This is a genomic window from Chromobacterium haemolyticum (assembly GCF_002081825.1).
Lineage (GTDB): Bacteria > Pseudomonadota > Gammaproteobacteria > Burkholderiales > Chromobacteriaceae > Chromobacterium > Chromobacterium fluminis.
Genome location: NZ_MUKU01000014.1, coordinates 70,523 through 89,035 on the forward strand (window position 1 = coordinate 70,523; position 18,513 = coordinate 89,035).

Consider the following 18,513-nt stretch of genomic DNA (forward strand, 5'->3'; position numbering starts at 1 on the left):
GCGGCGGGCGAGGCTTAATCCACTTTGGACAGGGTGTCGAAGTCGCTGTGGCTGCAGTCTTCGTATTCGTGCTGCGGGGCTTTGAGGCGGATCTGGTAGGACTTGCCTTGCGCCGCCAGCACCAGTTGCTTGTCCGGTTGCGTCAGGGTCTTGGGCATCAGGAAGCAACGCTGGCCTTTGCGGGAGTTGGGCTGGGTAATGTAGATGGCGGTGGAGGGCGGCGAGTCCGCATGTTCAGGGTCCAGCAGCGATACGCCGACGGGGTTTTGCCCCAGGATCTCTATGCCTACCTTGGTGCCGTTGTTCTGACGCAGGATGCGGCGGATCACGCCCAGCAACTGAGGATGGTTGTCCGCTTTGACCAGGATGACGCGGCCGATGGCCAACTGTTCCACCGCCTTGCCGATGAAGGTGAGGCCCATGCCGGTGGAGCTGATGTCGTTGATGCGCCAGTCGCTGGCGCGTTCGGGATCCTGCGTCGGCACGTCCTGAACCTTGACCTGATAGGCGACGCGTTCGAAGCCGATGCTGACATGGGCGTTGGACGCGTGGAGGGAGCGCTCGGACTTGCGCAGGGACTTGCCGCCGTCGGTAGACCAGCGAATAGCCAGTTTTTCGCATAGAATGGCCCATTCCTCGCGTTCCAGGCTGCCATCCATGGCCTCCAGGGCGGGAGGGGTTCGCCTGTCCAGATCAAACATCAGATCCGCCAGCCGGCTGGTGATTTCGTAGGCTGACCAATAACGATGCCATTTGCCGGCCATGCCGCGCAGCATGGCCTGCGGCGGTTCCGGCATCGACAAGTTGTAGACGAAGATAGGCTCTTCCACCGGAGGTTGCTTGTCCAGCGGAATGCCCTGGCTCAGCATCATCAGCAATTGATCGACCGCGACGATTTCCCTGTGAAGCATATTGTCGGTCTGCGCCAGGAACAACATACCGGCCTGGATCAGCAACTGCTCGCAGCTGAATTCATCCGGGCTATTCAGGTAAAGCTTGATCGGATGCCGGGAAAAGCCGCTTTCCTCGGCCTGGCTGAAAAAGCGGAAACCATTTTGCCAGGCCGCGCCTTCCGGCTTCAGGTAGCGCAGCGAATTCCAGGCGATCAGCCGCATCTGATGATGCAGGCCGCGGATGGTAACGATGCGGATTTCGTCTTCCGGCACCGCGTTGGGGTGGCTTTTGTACAGCCGCAAGCAGATCTGGTAGGCGGAGGACAGCTCGTGCCAATAGGCCAGGATGGTGGGAAGATAGCCTTTGCTGCCGCCTTTGGACTGCAAGTAGTCCTTGCACAGTTGACGGTGGATATTGTTGGCCTTGTCGTCGACGTAGACCAAGGTTTTGACGCGCTCTTTCAGCGATATTTCGGTGTCGGTATTGATTTTGGCGACGGCTTTGATGATTTCCACCAGGGCGCCGAAATACTCGGCTTCAGGCAGGTCGCGCACTAATAGCGTTGCGGACTGCGCCACTTCGGAGGCAGTCGTGTTTTTGTTCAGTAGGGAACTGACAAGTGATTTGAAGTCAAACATTTAGCCCGGCTTTATAGGAAATTATGTTTTCATTGGCATATCGCTATATCTTACGCCACGCGCAGGCGTGGGTGAAACGGTAATTCTCATTATTTACCCATATGCTTACAAATAACAATCGCTGGAATCGGCGACAGTGGCTGGTTTCGCTGCTGTTGCTCGGGGTTTTGTCGCAAACGGCCAGGGCGGACGGCGCGGAAGCGCTTGGCACGTATCCGCCGCAGGGCGTGGGTTTGGTGCTGGGCGGCGGCGGCGCGCGGGGCTTTGCCCATCTGGGCGTGCTGAAGGAACTGGAGCGTTTGCGGATTCCCATTGCCTGTATCGCGGGAACCAGCGCCGGAGCCCTAATTGGTGGCATTTATGCAAATGGTTTGCCCTTGGCGCAGATGGAGCACGAGTTCAACGCCGCCGATTGGGATGCCTTGTTGTCCGGCAAGCCGACGCGGGCGGACGTTCCGTATGACCGCAAGCGCGACGATTACAAGAACTATCTGGACGTTACCTTCGGCCTGAAAAAAGACGGTCTGAAAGTACCGCGCAGCGCGATCAATTCGCAGGAAATCGAGCTGTACATCCATAAGCTGACGCGTGACCGCGTGGTGGGCAGTTTCGATCAGCTCCCCATCCCGTTCCGCGCTGTCGCCACCGATCTGGCAACCGGCGAGCCAGTGGTGTTTTCCCAGGGTTCGCTGGCTCGCGCGCTGCGCGCCAGCATGGCGGTGCCGGGTTTGTTCGATCTGATCGAGGATGACGATGGCCGCCTGCTGGTGGACGGCGGTTTGGCGCGCAATCTGCCCATTCAGGATGTCAAAGGCCGTTGCGCGGACCGGGTGATCGTCGTCGACGTGTCCACGCCGCTGATGAAGGCGAAAGAGATCAACAGCCTGTTCGACGTGGTGGCGCAGACCTCCAATCTGATGGTCAGCCGCAACGCCAAGGAACAACTGCGCAAGCTGGACAAGCGCGATCTGGTGATCAAGCCGGATTTGAGCGGCTATACCGCGGCCTCTTTCAGCGAACACCAGGCAATCACCCAACGCGGCGAGGAAGCGGCCAAGACGCTGGCCAAGCAGTTGTCGGCCTATTCGGTATCCGAAGCGGAGTACGCGGCGTGGAAACGCCGGCTGGAGCGGCCGCACTTCCCCTTGATCGACAAGATTCAAGTGGAGGGCAAACCCGGCCAGTTCACCAAGCCGGAGCAACTGGCCAAATCGCTGGCGTTTTCCTCGGTGGTGGAGCCGATCAGCAGCGCCCAGTCCCGCTTGCGCGGCGTGTTCGCGGGGGGCGATTACGACCGGCTGACCTACCGCGTGGACAATGTGTCCGGCCGCAATGTGATGACGGTGGCGCCGCTGGAGCGCAGCATTGGCCCTAACTTCCTGCGTTTTGGCCTGAACCTGAGCAGCGCGACGCCGGGCGAGAGCAATTTCAACTTTTTGGCTTCGCATGAATGGCGGAACGCCAATAGCGCAGGGGGCGCCTGGCGCAACGATGTGTCCATAGGCCAGAACAAGCTGATCAAGACCGAGTGGTACCAGCCCTTGTACGAGGGCAGCCCGGTGTTCGGCGCGGCCTCCTTGGGCTATCGACAGGACTTTTTGTCGATTTATAACGCGGACCATACACTGAATATGGAGTGGAACAATGACGTGGGTAGCCTGCGTCTGGATGGCGGCGTGGCTTTAGGGCGTTACGGTGAGTGGAGGATTGGCGCGTACAGGGATGATAATCACTTCGGCTCGCGAGTGTCTTGGACTCCCGGCCTGGTGCCTCCAAATTATCGAGATACCGGGGTTGGCACCAGCCTGGTAGTCGATCAGTTCGACAATCCGCGTTGGCCGCGCGCCGGTTATTTCTTCAGCGGACACTTGACCAAGAGCATTCCGTCCTGGGGCAGCGATGTCAATTTGACCAGTTACAATACAACCTTGGAGTACGCCAAGACGCTGGGCAGTGTGACGATGCGGCTCAGCGCCAAGAACAAGGGGGCACTGAACCGAGGTCGCAATGAGAATTTCCTGGTGGTGCCCAGGGCGTTGGGCGGTTTCTTGAACCTGAGCGGCTACCAGGATTCCGAATTGGTGGGTGAACGTTCGTCGCTGTTCCGCTCGATGCTGTATTGGCGAGCGTCCAGCCTGCCGTCCGCGATTGGCTCGGGTGTTTACGCCGGCGTCTCGATGGAGCTGGGCAAGATTTGGGGGCGTGTTAGCTTTGACGAGTCGGTATCGCAAGACACTGACTGGATCCCCGCCGGCTCGGTCTTCCTGGCCGCGGACACCATTATCGGGCCGTTCTTCGTTGGCGTCGGCACGGCGAAGGGCGGCAAGCCCACCGCTTATCTGTACTTGGGTTCCGACTACTGAGCGAAGTCCGGGCCGAGCTCGGGCAAATCGAAAACGCCATATGGCTTCCGCCATATGGCGTTTTTTTTATTGGGTTGCTGTCTGTTGAGTCAGTCGGCTTCTATCTTTCGGACGGTTGAATTTTAAGTTGTTGTATTTTCTGTTGTTGATGTGTGACGTAAAAATACAAACGTTTGAATAATTCTGGTGTTTTCAACGGCTTTCTCCTATTAACAATCTTGGGCATGCAAATAAGAGCAAATACTCAGCCCGCATTTCATCAACTAGAGGAGAAACACCATGAAGAAGTGGCTTCACGGAGCATTGCTGTGCCTGGGACTCTTGCTGCCGCTGTCCGCAGCTTACGCCGCCGGCGGCTATACCCAGACCCGTTATCCCATTGTGCTGGTGCATGGCTTGTTCGGCTTCGGCCAATTGCTGGGAGTGGATTACTTCTACCAAGTGCCGGCGGCTTTGCGTTCAGACGGCGCACAGGTGTTCGTGGCCGAAGTGTCCGCGCTGAACAGCAACGAGGCTCGCGGCGAGCAGTTGCTGCAGCAGGTGCAAAAAATCGTCGCCATCACCGGCGCAGCCAAGGTCAACTTGATCGGCCATAGCCAGGGCGCGCCCACGGCGCGCTACGTGGCCGGGGTGAGGCCGGACTTGGTGGCGTCGGTCACATCGGTGGGTGGCGTCAACAAGGGCTCGGTGGTGGCCGACATCGTGCGCGGCGTGGCGCCTTCGGGCTCGGTCTCCGAGGCGGTGGCCGTGGCCGTGGCCAAGGCTTTGGGCACGGTCATTCAGTTCTTCGCCGGCACTTCAGGTCAGCCGCAATATCCAGTGGGAGCCTTGGACTCCTTGACCACCGCGGGCTCCGCCGCGTTTAGCGCCAAATTCCCGCAAGGGGTGCCGACCAGCGCTTGCGGCGAGGGGGATTACCAGGTCAACGGCATCCATTATTACTCTTGGACTGGTTCGGCCACCGTCACCAATATACTGGATCCGCTATCGGCGCCGATGGGCGTGCTGGGCCTGGCCTTCGGCTCCACGCCCACCGACGGCCTGGTCAGCGCTTGCTCGGCGCGCCTGGGGCAGGTGATCCGCGACAATTACCGGATGAACCATCTGAATGAAATCAACCAGAGCTTCGGTCTGGTCAGTTTGTTCGAGGTCAGCCCGGTGAGTTTGTACCGGCAACAGGCCAACCGCTTGAAGAATACGGGGCTATGATGCGGCGCGCCTGGGTGGGCTGGGCTTGCGCGCTGCTGTTGGGCGGGCTGGTCTGGCTGGGGCGGCCTGGCGCTGATGAGGCGACGGCGCAAGCCGGCGGCTCCGCGCCGCTGGCGGCGGCGCCGTCCTTGCGCGGTACCCAGGTCGATGGTCGGGCGAGCGCGGAGGCGAGCGGGGCGCTGAGGGTGGATGCAGAGCTGAGGCGCTTGTTCGATTACCAGTTGGCGGCGTTGGGGGAGCGGGATCTGCCCGCGGTCCGCAAGGCGGTGCAGCAGGCTTTGCAGGCGCAATTGAACGGAGCGGCCCTGAAGCAGGCGCTGGAGTTGTTCGACCGCTATGTCGCCTATCGTCGGGCTTTGAGCGATGGCAAGGCGGCGGCCGGCGGCGTGGCCGAGCGTTTGCAGCAGATGAGGGCGCTGCGTTTGCAGTTCCTGTCGGCGAGCGAAGTGGCAGGCTTGTTTGGAGAGGAAGACGTTTACGACGACTTCACCGTCAAACGGTTGCGCATTGCCGCCGACGTCAGCTTGAGCGCCGAGCAGAAAGCCGCGCGGCTCAAGGCCTTGGAGGCGGGCTTGCCGGCGGATCTGCGCGCGGCGCGCTTGGAGCCTGTCAAGCACTTGAGCTTGGCCGAGGCGGAAGAGGCCTTGCGGAAGAAAGGCGGCGGCGAACAGGAACTGTACGCCTTGCGCGCCGGCATGGTGGGCCAGGCCGCCGCCGATCGTTTGTCGCAGTTGGATCGCGAGCAAGCGCAGTGGCAGTCCAGGGTGGAGGCCTACCGTTTGGAGGCGCGGCGCTTGCAAACAGTTGCCGGTTTGGACGCGGCGCAGCGGCGGCAGGCCTTGGCCGGTTGGCGCGCTCAGCGCTTCAATACGCAGGAACAATTGCGGCTGGACGCCTTCGTCCCGCCGCAGTAGCCGGCTGCTTAGCGGTTTTCTTCGTTCCGAAACAGCCGGGAGAGACCTTCTCCCGGCTCTTTTTCTCGCATGAAGGCTTCGCCCACCAGGAAGGTGTGCACCTCGTGGCTGCGCATCAGCCGCACGTCGTCGATGGTGGCGATGCCGCTTTCGGTGATGGCGATGCGGCCGTTCTCTATTTGCGGCAGCAGTTTCAGCGTGGTGGCCAGGCTGACTTCGAAGCTGCGCAGATTGCGGTTGTTGACGCCGATCAGTTCAGTTCGCAACTGCAGAGCCTGCTCCAGTTCCTCGGCGTTGTGCACTTCGGCCAGAACCGCCATGCCCAGTTCCATAGCCAGGGATTCCAGCTCGCGCATCAGCGGCAGTTCCAGCGCGGCGGCGATCAGCAAAATGCAGTCGGCGCCCATCGCGCGGGCTTCGTACACCTGATAAGGGTCGACGATGAAGTCTTTGCGCAGCACCGGCAGGCGGCAGGCGGCGCGGGCGGCCCGCAAATAGGCGGCGTCGCCTTGGAAATACTGGCGGTCGGTCAGCACCGACAGGCAGGCTGCGCCGTGCTCGGCGTAGCTGGCGGCGATGTCGGCCGGACGGAAGTCTTCGCGGATCACGCCTTTGCTCGGGCTGGCTTTCTTGATCTCGGCGATGACCGCGGCTTGGCCCAGCGCGTGTTTGGCGCGCAGCGCGGCGACAAAATCGCGGCGATCGCCGCTGAGCGCTTCCGCAGCGGCGCGCACCGCGCTCAGCGGCTGTTGCGGCAAGGCGGCGGCGATTTCTTCGCGTTTGGTGGCGATGATGGTGTTGAGTATGTCTGACATGCTTGAGTCTGCAATCCGGGCAAGTCGAAAGAAACAACCATCATGCAGGAACAGCCGTGGCGTTGACAAGCCGCGGCGTTCAGCTCCGCTCCGTGGGGTCTTGTCTGCGGGGCACCTCGACGATGCGCGGCGGGTGGCCTGTCAGGTCCAGGAAGCGCATCAGTTCGCCCATGGGCAGCGCCAGCGTGCTGGTATTGACCAGCGGATGGCAAAGGATGGCGTCCCGGCGGCTCAGCGCCTGATCGATGACGACGGCGACCTGACTGTCGTGGTCATTGAAGGCGGCCAATAGCGTTACCGATCCCGGCGTCAGACCCAAGCAACGTTGCAGGCGGTCAGGCGAGGCGAAGCGCAGGCCTTTGAGTTCCAGCAATTCGCCCAGGGCCTTGATGTCGACGCCGGCGTCGGCCGGCACTGCCAACAGCACGTGCTGGCGGCCCTTGGCGTCGCACAGAAACAGGTTTTTGCATTCCGCGCCGGGCAGGCCGGGCGCTAGGCGCGCGGCTTCTTCGCAGGTGTAGACCGGGGGGTGGTCGAAGCGTTGGCGGCGGATCTGGTGTCGGTCGAGAAAGTCATACAGGGCGTGTTCCATCTTCGCAGGCTAGCATGGCGGCGGCGCATGCTTCAATGGCCGCGCCGCTAGGTCCGGCTCAGTCGCGCCAGCGGTCTTCAAACACCAATTGCTCCAGCGGCTGGCGGCTGGCCCATTTTTCTTGCTCCAGCATGGGTTGGGGGTAGAACTCGGCGACATGGCCAAGACAAAGCACGGCGATGGGTTTTGCCCCCTCCGGCATGCCCAGCAGCGCGGAGAGCGCGGCGGGGTCGAACAAGGACACCCAACCCATGCCCAGGCCTTCGGCGCGCGCCGCCAGCCACAGGTTTTGGATGGCGCAGGCCACCGAGGCCAGGTCCATTTCCGGCAGAGTGCGGCGGCCGAACACATGGCGTTCGCGGCCGTCCATCAGCGCGGCTACCAGCACTTCGCCGCAGTCGCGGATGCCTTCCACCTTCAGGCGCAGGAATTCCGCCTGACGCTCGCCCAATTGATCCGCGGTGCGCAGGCGCTCGGCGTCCACCAACTTGCCTATTTCCTCGCGCAGGCGGCGGTTAGCGATGCGGATGAAGCGCCACGGCTGCATATAGCCGACGCTGGGCGCGTGGTGGGCGGCTTCGAGCAGACGTCGCAGCAGCGCCGGGTCTACCGGGTCCGGCAGAAAATGGCGCATGTCGCGCCGCTGTTCTATCACCCGGTAGATGGCGGCGATGTCTTGGTCTGGATAGCGGTGCATGGGGGCCTTTCTAAAGAACCTGTTCGATGTCTGCTGCGCTTCAGCAATACGGGGTTAAACACAAGCTCAAATGTTCATGTATCGCATGCCCATTTCTCTTTATTAAGCGGTTTCGCCTTGTCTTGCTCCCGCTCGCGAGATTTTGAACAGGCTTTGGCAAACGGACGAGAGGGGATTTTTCAGTGTCGGAGGATAGCGGCTTTGTCACAGCTGGCAAATAGCATGGCCTTGCTTGCAGGAGGACTCATGACTTCGGTCAAGCGATTCAGCGGATTAGACGCTTTTGGCATGAGTTTCCCACATGACGCCGCGCATGCGGGCGTGATAAAGTGGACAGTCTGAATTCCAACGTTGCCGCGCCGGGCGCGGCGCGTTCGGCCATAGCCCGAACCGCTATCGCATCTTGATGATTTAGAGGACTTTCCGTGACCCGAATTGCAGAACTAGAACCCAAAGTCGTCTGGGAGCATTTCCAGACCTTGTGTGAAATCCCGCGTCCCTCCAAGCACGAACAGCAATTGCGCGATTACCTGAAGGGCTGGGCGGAGCTGCGCGGCCTGGACACCGTGGTGGACGAGGTCGGCAACCTGATCATTCGCAAACCGGCGACCCCGGGCTACGAAAACCGCATTGGCGTGGTGTTGCAAGGCCATCTGGACATGGTGTGCCAGGCCAACACCGGCACCGAGCACGACTTTTTCAAAGATCCGATCCGCCCAGTGCTGCAAGACGGTTGGTTGGTGGCGGAAAACACCACGCTGGGCGCCGACAACGGCATCGGCGTGGCGCTGGGCATGGCGGTGCTAAATAGCGAGGACGTGCCGCACGGCCCGATCGAGGTGTTGCTGACGCTGGACGAGGAAGCCGGCATGGGCGGCGCGCTGGGTCTGGGCACCGGCCTTTTGCAAGGCCAGTACCTGATCAATATCGATACCGAAGAGTGGGGCGAGTTCTACATGGGCTGCGCAGGCGGCGTCGACGCCAACGTCAGCCGCGGCTATGCGAGCGAGGCGCTGCCCGCTGGCTATCAAGCCGTCAGTCTGGTGATCAAGGGCCTGCGCGGCGGCCATTCCGGCGCCGACATTCATCTGGGACGCGGCAACGCCAATAAGATTCTGATCCGTCTGATACGCGAATTGGAAGCGGAAACCGATTTGCGGGTGTCCTCGTTCAAGGGCGGCACCGCGCGCAACGCTTTGTCGCGCGAGGCTTTCGCCGCTGTGGCCTTCCCGGCCGCGGATGCGGACAAGGTGGCGGCCAAACTGGATGCGTTCCAGAGCCTGCTGCGCTTTGAGCTGGCCGGCGTCGACGAGGGCGTCACCGTGGTGCAGGAGCGGATCGAGCTCGATCAGGTGATGGCGCGCGCGGATCAAGGCGCGATTTTCGCCGCGCTGCACGCGGCGCCGCATGGCGTCAAGCGCATGAGCCAGCGCGTCGAGGGCGTGGTGGAAACCTCCAACAACCTGGGCGTGGTGGTATTGGAAGAGGGCAAGTTGTTCGCCAACCTGATGGTGCGCTCCTTGCTGGATTCCGGCACCTGGATGCTGGCGCGCGAGGTGGAAAGCCTGTTCCTGTTGGCCGGCTGCCAGGTGGAGATGGAAGGCGGCTACCCGGGCTGGGCGCCTAACCCGCAATCCAAGCTGCTGGCCTTGTTCCAGCAAGTCTATGCGCGCGAGTTCGACGGCGAGGCCCAGGTGCAAGTGATCCACGCCGGCTTGGAGTGCGGCATCTTGGGGTCCAAGTATCCGGGCATGGACATGGTGTCCTTCGGCCCCAATATCCGCGGCGCGCATGCGCCGGGCGAGCGGGTGGAGGTGGAGTCGGTGGGCAAGGCCTGGCATTTGCTGAAGGCGGTGTTGGCGGCGGTGCCGACGCGCTAAATCTCGGTTGGCTAAGGTTTGAAGCGAATACCGGTCGGCGTCAGCGCTGGCCGGTTTTGTTTTGGCCGCGCCGGTTTTACCCTATGATCACACTGACCACAACAACCGCGCCGCTGTTATTTCGCATGGAGAATAGCGATGAACGATTCCATCAAGCGATTGCTGCTGACCGGCGGCCTGATCGTGTCGCTGGCCATGGGCATACGCCACGGCTTTGGTTTCTTCATGCCGCCGATGACCCAGGCCTTCGGCTGGAGCCGGGAAGCCTTCGCCTTCGCGCTGGGCCTGCAAAACCTGGTGTGGGGTTTGGCTCAACCCTTCGCCGGCGCGCTGGCGGACAGGCATGGTTCCGGCAAGGTGCTGTTGGGCGGCGCCTTGCTTTACGTTGCCGGCCTGGCTTTGATGACGGTGTCCGGCACGCCCTTGCTGTTTTCTCTGTCGGCCGGCGTCTTGCTCGGTCTGGCCTTGTCCTGTGTCACCTATAGCGTGATTTTCGGCGTGGTGGCGCGCAGCGTGTCGCCGGCCTATCGTTCGCGCGCGATGGGCATTGTCGCGGCGGCGGGTTCTTTCGGCCAGTTTGCGATGATCCCGGTGGAGCAGGGCTTGATCGACGGCCTGGGCTGGCTGCCGGCCTTGCTGATCTTGGCCGGCTGCGCCGCGCTGATGCTGCCCTTGTCCGGCTGGCTGGCGCGCGAGGATCGGCCGGCGCAAACCGCCGGGGCCCAGCACCTGTTGCGCGGCATGGTGGACACCTTCGCCGCCGCCTGGGCGGAGCGCGGCTTCCGCCTACTGATGGCCGGCTATTTCGTCTGCGGCTTCCAGGTGGTGTTCATCGGCGTGCATCTGCCGGCCTATCTGCGCGACCACGGCCTGGGCGGCGGTGTCGCCAGCCTGGCGCTGGCCTTGATCGGCCTTTTCAACATTTTCGGCACCATGGCCTTTGGCGAGCTGGGCAGCCGTTGGTCCAAGCCCAGCCTGCTCAGTTTCATTTACTTGACGCGCAGCGTGGTGATCGCGGTGTTTCTGCTGCTGCCGCTCAGCGGTGTTTCAGTGGCGGTGTTCGCCGCGGCGATGGGTTTTTTGTGGCTGTCCACGGTGCCGCTGACCAATGGGGTGATTGCCGGCATGTTCGGCGTGCGCCACCTGGGCATGTTGTCCGGCGCGGTGTTTTTCTCACACCAAGTGGGCAGTTTCCTGGGGGTGTGGCTGGGCGGGGCGCTCTATGACTTGCTCGGCAACTACGATTTGGTGTGGATGCTGGCGATAGCCCTGGGTCTGCTGGCCGCCGCGGCCAATCTGCCGGTACGCGAAACGCCGTCGGCTGGCTTCGCCAAGGAGGACGCATGAGGGCTTTGCTGCTGTCCGTCGGCGCGGCGCTGCTGCTGGCCTGGCTGACCGGGATGTATTTGCGCGCCGATTTCGTGGTGGACTTGGCCAACCGAGTGTGGACTTGCTTTGGCTAAGAAGCTGTTTACGATCTGCTGCGCGTCGGTAGAGATATTGTGCGATGAGTGCCGGCATTCGAAATGCTCATGCGACGCGTATGCTTTCCGCTTGCCCAGCTCTTTTCGTTCTGCCCCGATGTAAGTCGCGAGACTTTGAACAGATTTTAAAAGTAGGGCGACCTCTTGCGTTTTATCGCGACAAAGGCTTGCGAGCGTGGCTCATCTCGCGGAAACTGGGTGTTTCGAGAGCCGCGCGTTCAAACCTGGAAGCGCGCGTCTCTACAGGATGTATGCAATAGAGAAAGACTGGAAGCCGTGTCGGAACATCTACTTAAACAGCACCGCGACGCCATCGACAATATCGATGTGGAAATCCTCAATCTGCTGAACCAGCGCGCCACCCACGCGCGCGAGATCGGCGAGATCAAGGGCGGCGGCATCATCTATCGACCCGAGCGCGAGGCGCAGGTGCTGCGCCGCGTCAAAGAACTGAATCCCGGCCCCTTGCCGGGCGAGTCGGTGGCGCGCTTGTTTCGCGAGGTGATGTCCGAATGCCTGGCGTTGGAAAAGCCGCTGTCCATCGCCTACTTGGGGCCGGAAGGCACTTTCAGCCAGTTGGCCACGCTCAAGCACTTCGGCCATGCCGCGCGCACGGTCGCCTGTAGCTCGATCGACGAGGCTTTCCGTTTGGTGGAGTCGCGTGGTCTGGATTACGTGGTGGCGCCGGTGGAGAACTCCACCGAAGGCGCGGTGGGTCGCACGCTGGACCTGATGGTGACCAGTCCGTTGAAGATTTGCGGCGAAGTGGTGCTGCGCATCCACCACCATTTGCTGCGCAAGGTGGAGGGCCTGGATGGCATCCGCCGCGTCTACGCGCACGCTCAGGCGCTGGCGCAGTGTCATGAGTGGCTGAACAAGAATCTGCCGGAAGCGGTGGAGCGGGTGTCGGTGGCCAGCAACGCCGAGGCGGCGCGGTTGGCGGCCGAAGACGAGGGTGCGGCGGCGATCGCCGGCCAGGCCGCGGCCGAGCGCTACGCGCTGTTGAAGCTGGCGTCCAATATCGAGGACGAGCCCAACAACACCACCCGTTTCCTGGTGCTGGGGCTGCAAGACGTGGGCGTGACAGGCCAGGACAAGACCTCGGTGGTGGTGTCCGCGCCCAACCGCCCTGGAGCGGTGCATCAGCTGTTGGCGCCCATCGCCGGCAACGGCGTGTCGATGAGCAAGTTCGAGTCTCGGCCGTCGCGCGCGGGCTTGTGGGACTATGTGTTCTTCATCGATATGGAAGGACACCGCGACGACGCCAATGTGCAGAAGGCGCTGGCCGGTCTTGCCGAGTGCACTTCCTTTGTAAAGGTGCTGGGTTCTTATCCGCTCGCGGTGCTTTGAATTTAGGATGAGGATGCAAGCGGGCCGCGCAGCGGCCCGTTGTGTTTTTGACGTTGATGTTTGATAGGGGAAAAAATAAAAATGAAAGCTATCTGCCTGTTTTGCGGCTCCAACAAGGGCGTCAAGCCCGAATACGAAGCGGCCGCGCGTGGCTTTGGCCGCGCCTTGGCCGAGCAGGGCATCACTCTGGTCTACGGCGCCGGCAAGGTCGGCCTGATGGGCGTGGCCGCGGAAGCCGCGCTGGCGGCCGGCGGCAAAGTCATCGGCGTGATTCCGGCGTTTCTCAAAGCCAAGGAAGTGGCGCATACCGGCTTGACGGAAATTCATGTCACCGAAACCATGCACCAGCGCAAGGCGCTGATGGCGGAGTTGTCCGACGGCTTCATCGCGCTGCCGGGCGGTTTCGGCACTTTCGACGAATTGTTCGAGATCCTGACCTGGGGCCAGTTGTCCCTGCACGGCAAGCCGGTGGGCCTGTTGGACGCCGCCGGCTATTATCAGCCCTTGCATCGGATGATGGAGCACGCGGTGGCTGAGGGCTTCGCCCCTTCTGGCAATATGGACCTGTTCCGCATCAACGAGGACTTGTCCTCGCTGCTGGCGGACATGCGCGCTTATCAGCCGCGGGAGGTCGCCAAGTGGCTGGACCTGGCCAAGGCTTGAGAGCCTTGCAATCGCTCTCCCTGGCGTGCAAGGCCGTGGCCCGGCGCTGAGGCTGCGATGCGGGCGAGAGAAACGGCGGCGCAGGGCTGGCGCCGGCTGAAACGGGTGTTGACCTGGCCGCTTGCTTTGTTGGCGGCCTTGATCATCCTGTTTGAGGAATACGCTTGGGACGAGCTGTCCGCGGCGCTGGGACGCTTGGCGGTATGGCCGCCTCTGGCGGCGCTGGAGCGGCGCATCGCCGCCTTGCCGCCGTGGGCGGCCTTGGCGATATTCGCGCTGCCGGCCGCCTTGTTGCTGCCGGTTAAACTGGCGGCGTTGTTCCTGATCGGGCGAGGCCATGCGCTGCTGGGCGTGCTGATTATTCTGCTGGCCAAGGTGGGTGGCACCGCGCTGGCGGCGCGGTTGTTTGCGCTGACGCGGCCAACTCTGATGCAAGTGGCTTGGTTCGTGCGGCTGTATAATGGCTTCGTTTACTGGCGCGAGCGAGTCTTCGAGCGCTTGCGGGCTTCGGCTCCGTGGCGGCTGACGCATGCGCTGGCCGGGTTTTTCCGGCGCGGCGCGCAGCGTCCGTCGTTTTGGTCACGGCTGGGGCGGCGTTTGGCCGGGCGTTGGCGCAGGCGGCCATGAAGGGTTTTGAACGGGATAGCGGATGATCATCATCATGAACCGGCAGGCGCCGGAAAGCGAAGTGGCGGCCGTGGTGGCCAAGATCCAAGGAGCGGGGCTCAGCGAGCATGTGTCGCGCGGCGCGGAGCGCACCATCATCGGCGCTGTGGGGGACGAGCGCAGCCTGTCGCCGGAAATGTTCGAATCGATGCCGGGGGTAGAGCGGGCGATGCGAGTGGTGCGCGAGTACCGCATCGTGTCCCGTGAGACCCATCCGCAGAACAGCGTGGTGCAGGCGCGAGGCCTGGCTTTCGGCGGCGAAGCCTTGCAGGTGATTGCCGGACCGTCTGCGGTGGAGTCGGCGCAGCAGATCGCTCAGGCCGCGACGGCGGTGCGGGCCGCCGGTTGCCGATTGTTGCACGGCGGCGTGTTCAAGCAGCATCCCAGTCCTTACGGCTTCCAAGGCTTGGGGGTGGAGGGCATTGAGCAGTTGATCGCAGCCGGCCGCGCCGAGGGATTGCCGGTGGTGTCCGAATTGGCCGACGTGCGCATGCTGGACGTGTTTTTGGAGCAGGGCGTGGACATCATCCAGATTGGCTCGCGCAGCATGCAAAACGTCGAGCTGTTGAAGGAGGTGGGGCGTTTGAACAAGCCGGTTATCCTCAAGCGCGGCGTCGCCGCGACCTTGGGCGACTGGTTGATGGCCGCCGAATACATCGCCGCCGGCGGTAATCACAACATTGTGTTTTGCGAGCGCGGCATTCGTAGTTTCGAGCCGGCCTACCGCGCCACGCTGGACGTCAGCGCGATTCCCTTGCTCAAGCGCGAAACCCATTTGCCGGTGATTGTCGACCCCAGTCACGCGGCCGGCAAAGCCTGGCTGGTGCCGGCGCTGGCCAAGGCGGCTTTGGCCGCCGGCGCGGACGGCCTGCTGCTGGACATGCACCCGCAGCCGGAGGCTGCCTTATGCGAAGCCGATCAGGCCTTGACGCCGGAAGGACTGGCCGCGCTGATGGCGGAGCTGCGGCCCCTGGCGGCGGCCTTGGGGCGCAGCCTGTAATCTGCTTCGAAGCGCCGACGCATGAAAAAAGCCGCGATTATGCGGCTTTGCTTTTTTCGCGGAGACGGGGCGTCACACTTTGTGGCGCTCGCACAGCGCGCGGAAGGCGCCCATGTATTGGTCCTGCACATAGGGTTTGAGCAGGGCCAGCACCTGCAGCACGCCGCGGTGACCGGATTCCTCGGTGATCGGCGCCTTGGGGCGGGCGGTCTGTTCGAAGGCGAACCAGAACTTCACCACCAGCCAGATATTGATGCTGACCGGCTCGATGTCTTCTTCGTCCATTTCCAGCAGGCCCAGGCGGATGAATTCGCGGAAGTGTTCGGCCAGGATGTTTTTCAGTTCGGTGTTGACGAACTGGTGGTACTCCGACTGCATTTGCGGGTTGCGCGCCAGCATGCCCGGCAGGTCGTAGAACATGAAGCGGAACTGCCACATCGCCAGGAAGGCGGTGTCCAGGTAGTTGACCAGGTCGTCCACCGTCATTTCGCGGTTTTCCGGCACCGCAAGGCGCTGATTGATGAACTCGCGGTACATCAGGAAAATTTGATAGACGATCTCTTCCTTGTTGCGGAAGTGGTAGTACAGGTTGCCCGGGCTGATGCCCAGGTGCGCGGCGATGTGATTGGTGGTGATGCTGCGCTCGCCCTGTTCGTTGAACAGCTTGAGGCTCTCCTGGATGATGCGGTCGTAGGTTTTGATTCTGTTTTTGCTCATGATGCGCTTGGTGCTGTTCAATGACATTCGCGATTCGCCATTCTAACGCAAATTTGGAGTTCTTGCTCTAATTAATTGCGCGCGCACTTCCCTTTGCTTCAGGCGAGGGCCGTGTCGGTCTGCTCGGGGAAACATTGCGCCAGGAAGTTGTGCAAGATGGTCTGTTCGATACGATGCCGGTCGCGAGCCGGAATGGCGATGCGCAAGATCAACTGATAGCGTTTTTCGTCGATTGGCTGCAGCGCGATGCGCGGTTCCACCGACGGAATATCCACCAGATTGCGTTTGGCCATGTCTTCCATGTGCTGGCGCGCCACTTCCAGATGCGGCTGGCAAGACTCTTCCGCCGCCGCCATCAGCAGGCGCTCGGCGCGAATGGGCGGCACGGTGTAGGCCATGGGGATGTTGACGATGTGCATCACATAGTCGCCCATGTAGTTTTCGCGAATCACCGGCGTGGACAGCAGCAGGCTGTTGGGGAAGGTCAGCGCCCGCCCGGTCATCTGGTGTGAGCTGTGATTGGGCCCGATCTCCATCACTGTGGTGGACAGCAGACCGATGTCCACTACTCGCCCGCGCACCGTGCCCACTTCGATATGGTCGCCCAGGCTGTAGCTGTTGGAGGTCTGACGCACCAGGCCGCCGGACAGGCACATGATCAGTTCCTTGGTGGCCAGGATCAGCGCGGCGGCGAAGGCCAGCATGGATACCGCGATGGTTTGCAGCTCGCTGGCCCAGATCAGGCCGATGCCGGCCAGGCCGGAGACAAACAGGATGTTGCGAGTGTTCACCGACCAGCGCCGCTTCGACTCGATCGCGATGCTGTTGTTGGCCGCCAGCAGCCGGTCCACCACCAGGCGGATGATAAGCAGGGCGGCGATCAGGATCAGCGAACGCGCTATTTCGTGCGAGTAGTTGTCGCGCAGATAGCCTATCAAGTCGAACAAGGTGGCCTTGGGCTCCATGGGGGCGTCGGTTTCAGCTTCAGTCGTTGAGTTTGACCGCGTGTTCGCGGGTTTCGTGGAATACGATGTCCGGCCAGCGTTCCTGAGTCAGTTGCAGGTTGACGCGGTTGGGGGCCAGGTAGGCGAGGTTGCCGCCGGCGTCGGTGGCGATGTTGATCTGCAGCGCTTTGACGAATTCGTCCAGCTTCTTGCGATCGTCGCAGCTGAACCAGCGGGCGGACCAGATGCTGGCGGATTCGAACATCGCGTCCACGCCGTATTCTGCCGCCAGGCGCGAGGCCACCACTTCAAACTGCAGCACGCCCACCGCGCCCAGAATCAGGTCGCCGCCGCTGTGCGGTTTGAAAACTTGCACCGCGCCTTCTTCGCCCAGTTGCTGCAGGCCCTTTTGCAGCTGTTTCAGCTTCAAAGGGTTTTTGATGCGCACGCTGCGGAACAGTTCCGGCGCAAAGAAGGGAATGCCGGTAAAGGTCAGTTCTTCGCCTTCGGAGAAACTGTCGCCGATCTGGATGTTGCCGTGGTTGGGAATGCCGATGATGTCGCCGGCAAACGCCTCTTCTACGATCTCGCGGTCGTGGGACATGAAGGTCACGACGCTGGAGGCTGCGATGTCGCGGTTCAGGCGCAGGTGTTTCATCTTCATGCCGCGCTCGAACTTGCCCGAGCACACGCGCAGGAAGGCGATGCGGTCGCGGTGCTTGGGGTCCATATTGGCCTGGATCTTGAACACGAAGCCGGAGAACTTGCCTTCGGTGGGCGCGACTTCGCGCACGGTGGCGTCGCGCAGCTGCGGCGCCGGCGCCCAGTTGATCAGCGCGTCCAGGATTTCGCGCACGCCGAAGTTGTTGATGGCGGAGCCGAAGAACACCGGGGTCAGTTCGCCGGCCAGGAATTCATCCAGATTCCACTCGTTGGACGCGCCCTTGACCAGTTCGATCTCCATGCGCAGTTGTTCCATTTCCAGCGGGAACAGCTGGTCCAAACGCGGGTTGTCTATGCCTTTGATCACTTCCACGTCGGTGATCAGCTTTTCCGCGCCTGGTTCAAACAGGATGACCTCGTCGTTCAGCAGGCTGTAAACGCCGCGGAAGGCCTTGCCCATGCCGATGGGCCAGGTGATGGGCGCGCAGCGGATCTTCAGCACGTTCTCCACTTCGTCCAGCAGCTCCAGGCTGTTGCGCACCTCGCGGTCGTACTTGTTCATGAAGGTGACGATGGGCGTGTTGCGCAGGCGGCAGACGTTCAGCAGCTTGATGGTCTGCTCCTCCACGCCCTTGGCGGCGTCGATCACCATCAAGGCACTGTCCACCGCGGTCAGCACGCGGTAAGTATCTTCGGAGAAGTCTTGGTGGCCGGGGGTGTCCAGCAGGTTGACGGTGTGGTCCCGGTATTCGAACTGCATCACCGAGGACGCCACCGAGATGCCGCGCTGCTTCTCGATCTCCATCCAGTCTGAGGTGGCGAACTTGCCGCCTTTCTTGCCCTTGACGGTGCCGGCCATCTGGATGGCGCCGGAGAATAGCAACAGCTTTTCGGTCAGCGTGGTCTTACCGGCGTCAGGGTGGGAGATGATGGCGAAGGTGCGGCGGTGGGACACTTCTTCGGCGATGCGGGCGAGTTCGGCGGACATGGGGATGCTTGTATTGGAATTCGATAAAGCCGGCTA

General features: G+C 62.0%; 16 protein-coding genes. 9 read left to right on the forward strand and 7 right to left on the reverse strand.

All coding sequences use genetic code 11. From position 1 onward, the window contains the following. Positions 1-14 precede the first annotated feature (14 nt). The gene (locus tag B0T39_RS12700; protein WP_081547154.1) at positions 15-1,532 is read right to left on the reverse strand and encodes a PilZ domain-containing protein; all 1,518 of its coding nucleotides are present in this window, start codon (positions 1,530-1,532) and stop codon (positions 15-17) included. Between the two features lie 101 nt (positions 1,533-1,633). Between B0T39_RS12700 and B0T39_RS12705 the strand changes: the two genes are divergently transcribed. The 3 genes from B0T39_RS12705 (at position 1,634) to B0T39_RS12715 (ending at position 6,018) form a co-directional block, all read left to right on the forward strand. Then, positions 1,634-3,895, forward strand: coding sequence for a patatin-like phospholipase family protein (locus B0T39_RS12705; RefSeq protein WP_081547156.1), 2,262 nt, complete (start codon positions 1,634-1,636; stop codon positions 3,893-3,895). Between the two features lie 279 nt (positions 3,896-4,174). Continuing rightward, positions 4,175-5,104, forward strand: coding sequence for an esterase/lipase family protein (locus B0T39_RS12710; protein ID WP_081547158.1), 930 nt, complete (start codon positions 4,175-4,177; stop codon positions 5,102-5,104). After that, entirely contained in the window at positions 5,101-6,018 is a 918-nt protein-coding gene (locus B0T39_RS12715) for a lipase secretion chaperone (RefSeq protein ID WP_081547160.1), read from the forward strand. Before B0T39_RS12710 ends, B0T39_RS12715 begins: the two co-directional genes overlap by 4 nt. Before the next feature lie 8 nt (positions 6,019-6,026). Here the strand turns inward: B0T39_RS12715 and trpC are convergent, their stop codons facing one another. From trpC to bluB, 3 genes are all read right to left on the reverse strand, one after another. After that, positions 6,027-6,833, reverse strand: coding sequence for an indole-3-glycerol phosphate synthase TrpC (gene trpC, locus B0T39_RS12720; protein ID WP_081547162.1), 807 nt, complete (start codon positions 6,831-6,833; stop codon positions 6,027-6,029). A gap of 79 nt (positions 6,834-6,912) precedes the next feature. After that, a complete protein-coding gene (locus tag B0T39_RS12725; protein WP_081547164.1) occupies positions 6,913-7,425 on the reverse strand; it encodes a prolyl-tRNA synthetase associated domain-containing protein in 513 nt (170 codons plus the stop codon). A 58-nt stretch (positions 7,426-7,483) separates the two neighbouring features. After that, the gene (gene bluB / locus B0T39_RS12730; RefSeq protein ID WP_081547166.1) at positions 7,484-8,122 is read right to left on the reverse strand and encodes a 5,6-dimethylbenzimidazole synthase; all 639 of its coding nucleotides are present in this window, start codon (positions 8,120-8,122) and stop codon (positions 7,484-7,486) included. Between the two features lie 425 nt (positions 8,123-8,547). Here bluB and B0T39_RS12735 point away from each other — a divergent pair, with 425 nt between their 5' ends. The 6 genes from B0T39_RS12735 (at position 8,548) to aroF (ending at position 15,165) form a co-directional block, all read left to right on the forward strand. Next, the gene (locus B0T39_RS12735) at positions 8,548-10,002 is read left to right on the forward strand and encodes an aminoacyl-histidine dipeptidase (RefSeq protein ID WP_081547168.1); all 1,455 of its coding nucleotides are present in this window, start codon (positions 8,548-8,550) and stop codon (positions 10,000-10,002) included. 138 nt (positions 10,003-10,140) lie between these two features. After that, on the forward strand, positions 10,141-11,349 hold the full coding sequence (locus B0T39_RS12740) for an MFS transporter (RefSeq protein ID WP_081547170.1): 1,209 nt from the start codon (positions 10,141-10,143) through the stop codon (positions 11,347-11,349). 413 nt (positions 11,350-11,762) lie between these two features. After that, on the forward strand, positions 11,763-12,836 hold the full coding sequence (gene pheA / locus B0T39_RS12745; RefSeq protein WP_081547172.1) for a prephenate dehydratase: 1,074 nt from the start codon (positions 11,763-11,765) through the stop codon (positions 12,834-12,836). Between the two features lie 81 nt (positions 12,837-12,917). Continuing rightward, a complete protein-coding gene (locus B0T39_RS12750) occupies positions 12,918-13,499 on the forward strand; it encodes a TIGR00730 family Rossman fold protein (RefSeq protein ID WP_166451423.1) in 582 nt (193 codons plus the stop codon). Between the two features lie 57 nt (positions 13,500-13,556). Further along, positions 13,557-14,126 (forward strand): hypothetical protein, encoded by a 570-nt coding sequence (locus B0T39_RS12755; RefSeq protein WP_081547174.1) that lies wholly within the window; start codon positions 13,557-13,559, stop codon positions 14,124-14,126. 22 nt (positions 14,127-14,148) lie between these two features. Then, the gene (gene aroF, locus B0T39_RS12760) at positions 14,149-15,165 is read left to right on the forward strand and encodes a 3-deoxy-7-phosphoheptulonate synthase (protein WP_081547176.1); all 1,017 of its coding nucleotides are present in this window, start codon (positions 14,149-14,151) and stop codon (positions 15,163-15,165) included. A gap of 72 nt (positions 15,166-15,237) precedes the next feature. On the opposite strand, the gene B0T39_RS12765 is transcribed toward aroF, so the two are convergent. The 3 genes from B0T39_RS12765 to B0T39_RS12775 all read right to left on the reverse strand — a co-directional run bounded on the left by B0T39_RS12765 (position 15,238) and on the right by B0T39_RS12775 (position 18,477). Continuing rightward, positions 15,238-15,882, reverse strand: coding sequence for a TetR/AcrR family transcriptional regulator (locus tag B0T39_RS12765; protein ID WP_019102235.1), 645 nt, complete (start codon positions 15,880-15,882; stop codon positions 15,238-15,240). A gap of 98 nt (positions 15,883-15,980) precedes the next feature. Beyond that, a complete protein-coding gene (locus B0T39_RS12770; RefSeq protein WP_081547178.1) occupies positions 15,981-16,847 on the reverse strand; it encodes a mechanosensitive ion channel domain-containing protein in 867 nt (288 codons plus the stop codon). Between the two features lie 19 nt (positions 16,848-16,866). Beyond that, positions 16,867-18,477 carry a peptide chain release factor 3 gene (locus B0T39_RS12775; protein WP_081547180.1) on the reverse strand — a complete coding sequence of 537 codons (1,611 nt, stop codon included), beginning with the start codon at positions 18,475-18,477 and terminating at the stop codon, positions 16,867-16,869. Positions 18,478-18,513: the final 36 nt, after the last annotated feature.

Bases quoted from the DNA above. Each gene is read 5' to 3' on its own strand.
- B0T39_RS12700 (WP_081547154.1), bottom strand. From the start codon at position 1,532: ATGTTTGACTTCAAATCACTTGTCAGTTCCCTACTGAACAAAAACACG.
- B0T39_RS12705 (WP_081547156.1), top strand. From the start codon at position 1,634: ATGCTTACAAATAACAATCGCTGGAATCGGCGACAGTGGCTGGTTTCG.
- B0T39_RS12710 (WP_081547158.1), top strand. From the start codon at position 4,175: ATGAAGAAGTGGCTTCACGGAGCATTGCTGTGCCTGGGACTCTTGCTG.
- B0T39_RS12715 (WP_081547160.1), top strand. From the start codon at position 5,101: ATGATGCGGCGCGCCTGGGTGGGCTGGGCTTGCGCGCTGCTGTTGGGC.
- trpC (WP_081547162.1), bottom strand. From the start codon at position 6,833: ATGTCAGACATACTCAACACCATCATCGCCACCAAACGCGAAGAAATC.
- B0T39_RS12725 (WP_081547164.1), bottom strand. From the start codon at position 7,425: ATGGAACACGCCCTGTATGACTTTCTCGACCGACACCAGATCCGCCGC.
- bluB (WP_081547166.1), bottom strand. From the start codon at position 8,122: ATGCACCGCTATCCAGACCAAGACATCGCCGCCATCTACCGGGTGATA.
- B0T39_RS12740 (WP_081547170.1), top strand. From the start codon at position 10,141: ATGAACGATTCCATCAAGCGATTGCTGCTGACCGGCGGCCTGATCGTG.
- B0T39_RS12750 (WP_166451423.1), top strand. From the start codon at position 12,918: ATGAAAGCTATCTGCCTGTTTTGCGGCTCCAACAAGGGCGTCAAGCCC.
- B0T39_RS12755 (WP_081547174.1), top strand. From the start codon at position 13,557: ATGCGGGCGAGAGAAACGGCGGCGCAGGGCTGGCGCCGGCTGAAACGG.
- aroF (WP_081547176.1), top strand. From the start codon at position 14,149: ATGATCATCATCATGAACCGGCAGGCGCCGGAAAGCGAAGTGGCGGCC.
- B0T39_RS12765 (WP_019102235.1), bottom strand. From the start codon at position 15,882: ATGAGCAAAAACAGAATCAAAACCTACGACCGCATCATCCAGGAGAGC.
- B0T39_RS12770 (WP_081547178.1), bottom strand. From the start codon at position 16,847: ATGGAGCCCAAGGCCACCTTGTTCGACTTGATAGGCTATCTGCGCGAC.
- B0T39_RS12775 (WP_081547180.1), bottom strand. From the start codon at position 18,477: ATGTCCGCCGAACTCGCCCGCATCGCCGAAGAAGTGTCCCACCGCCGC.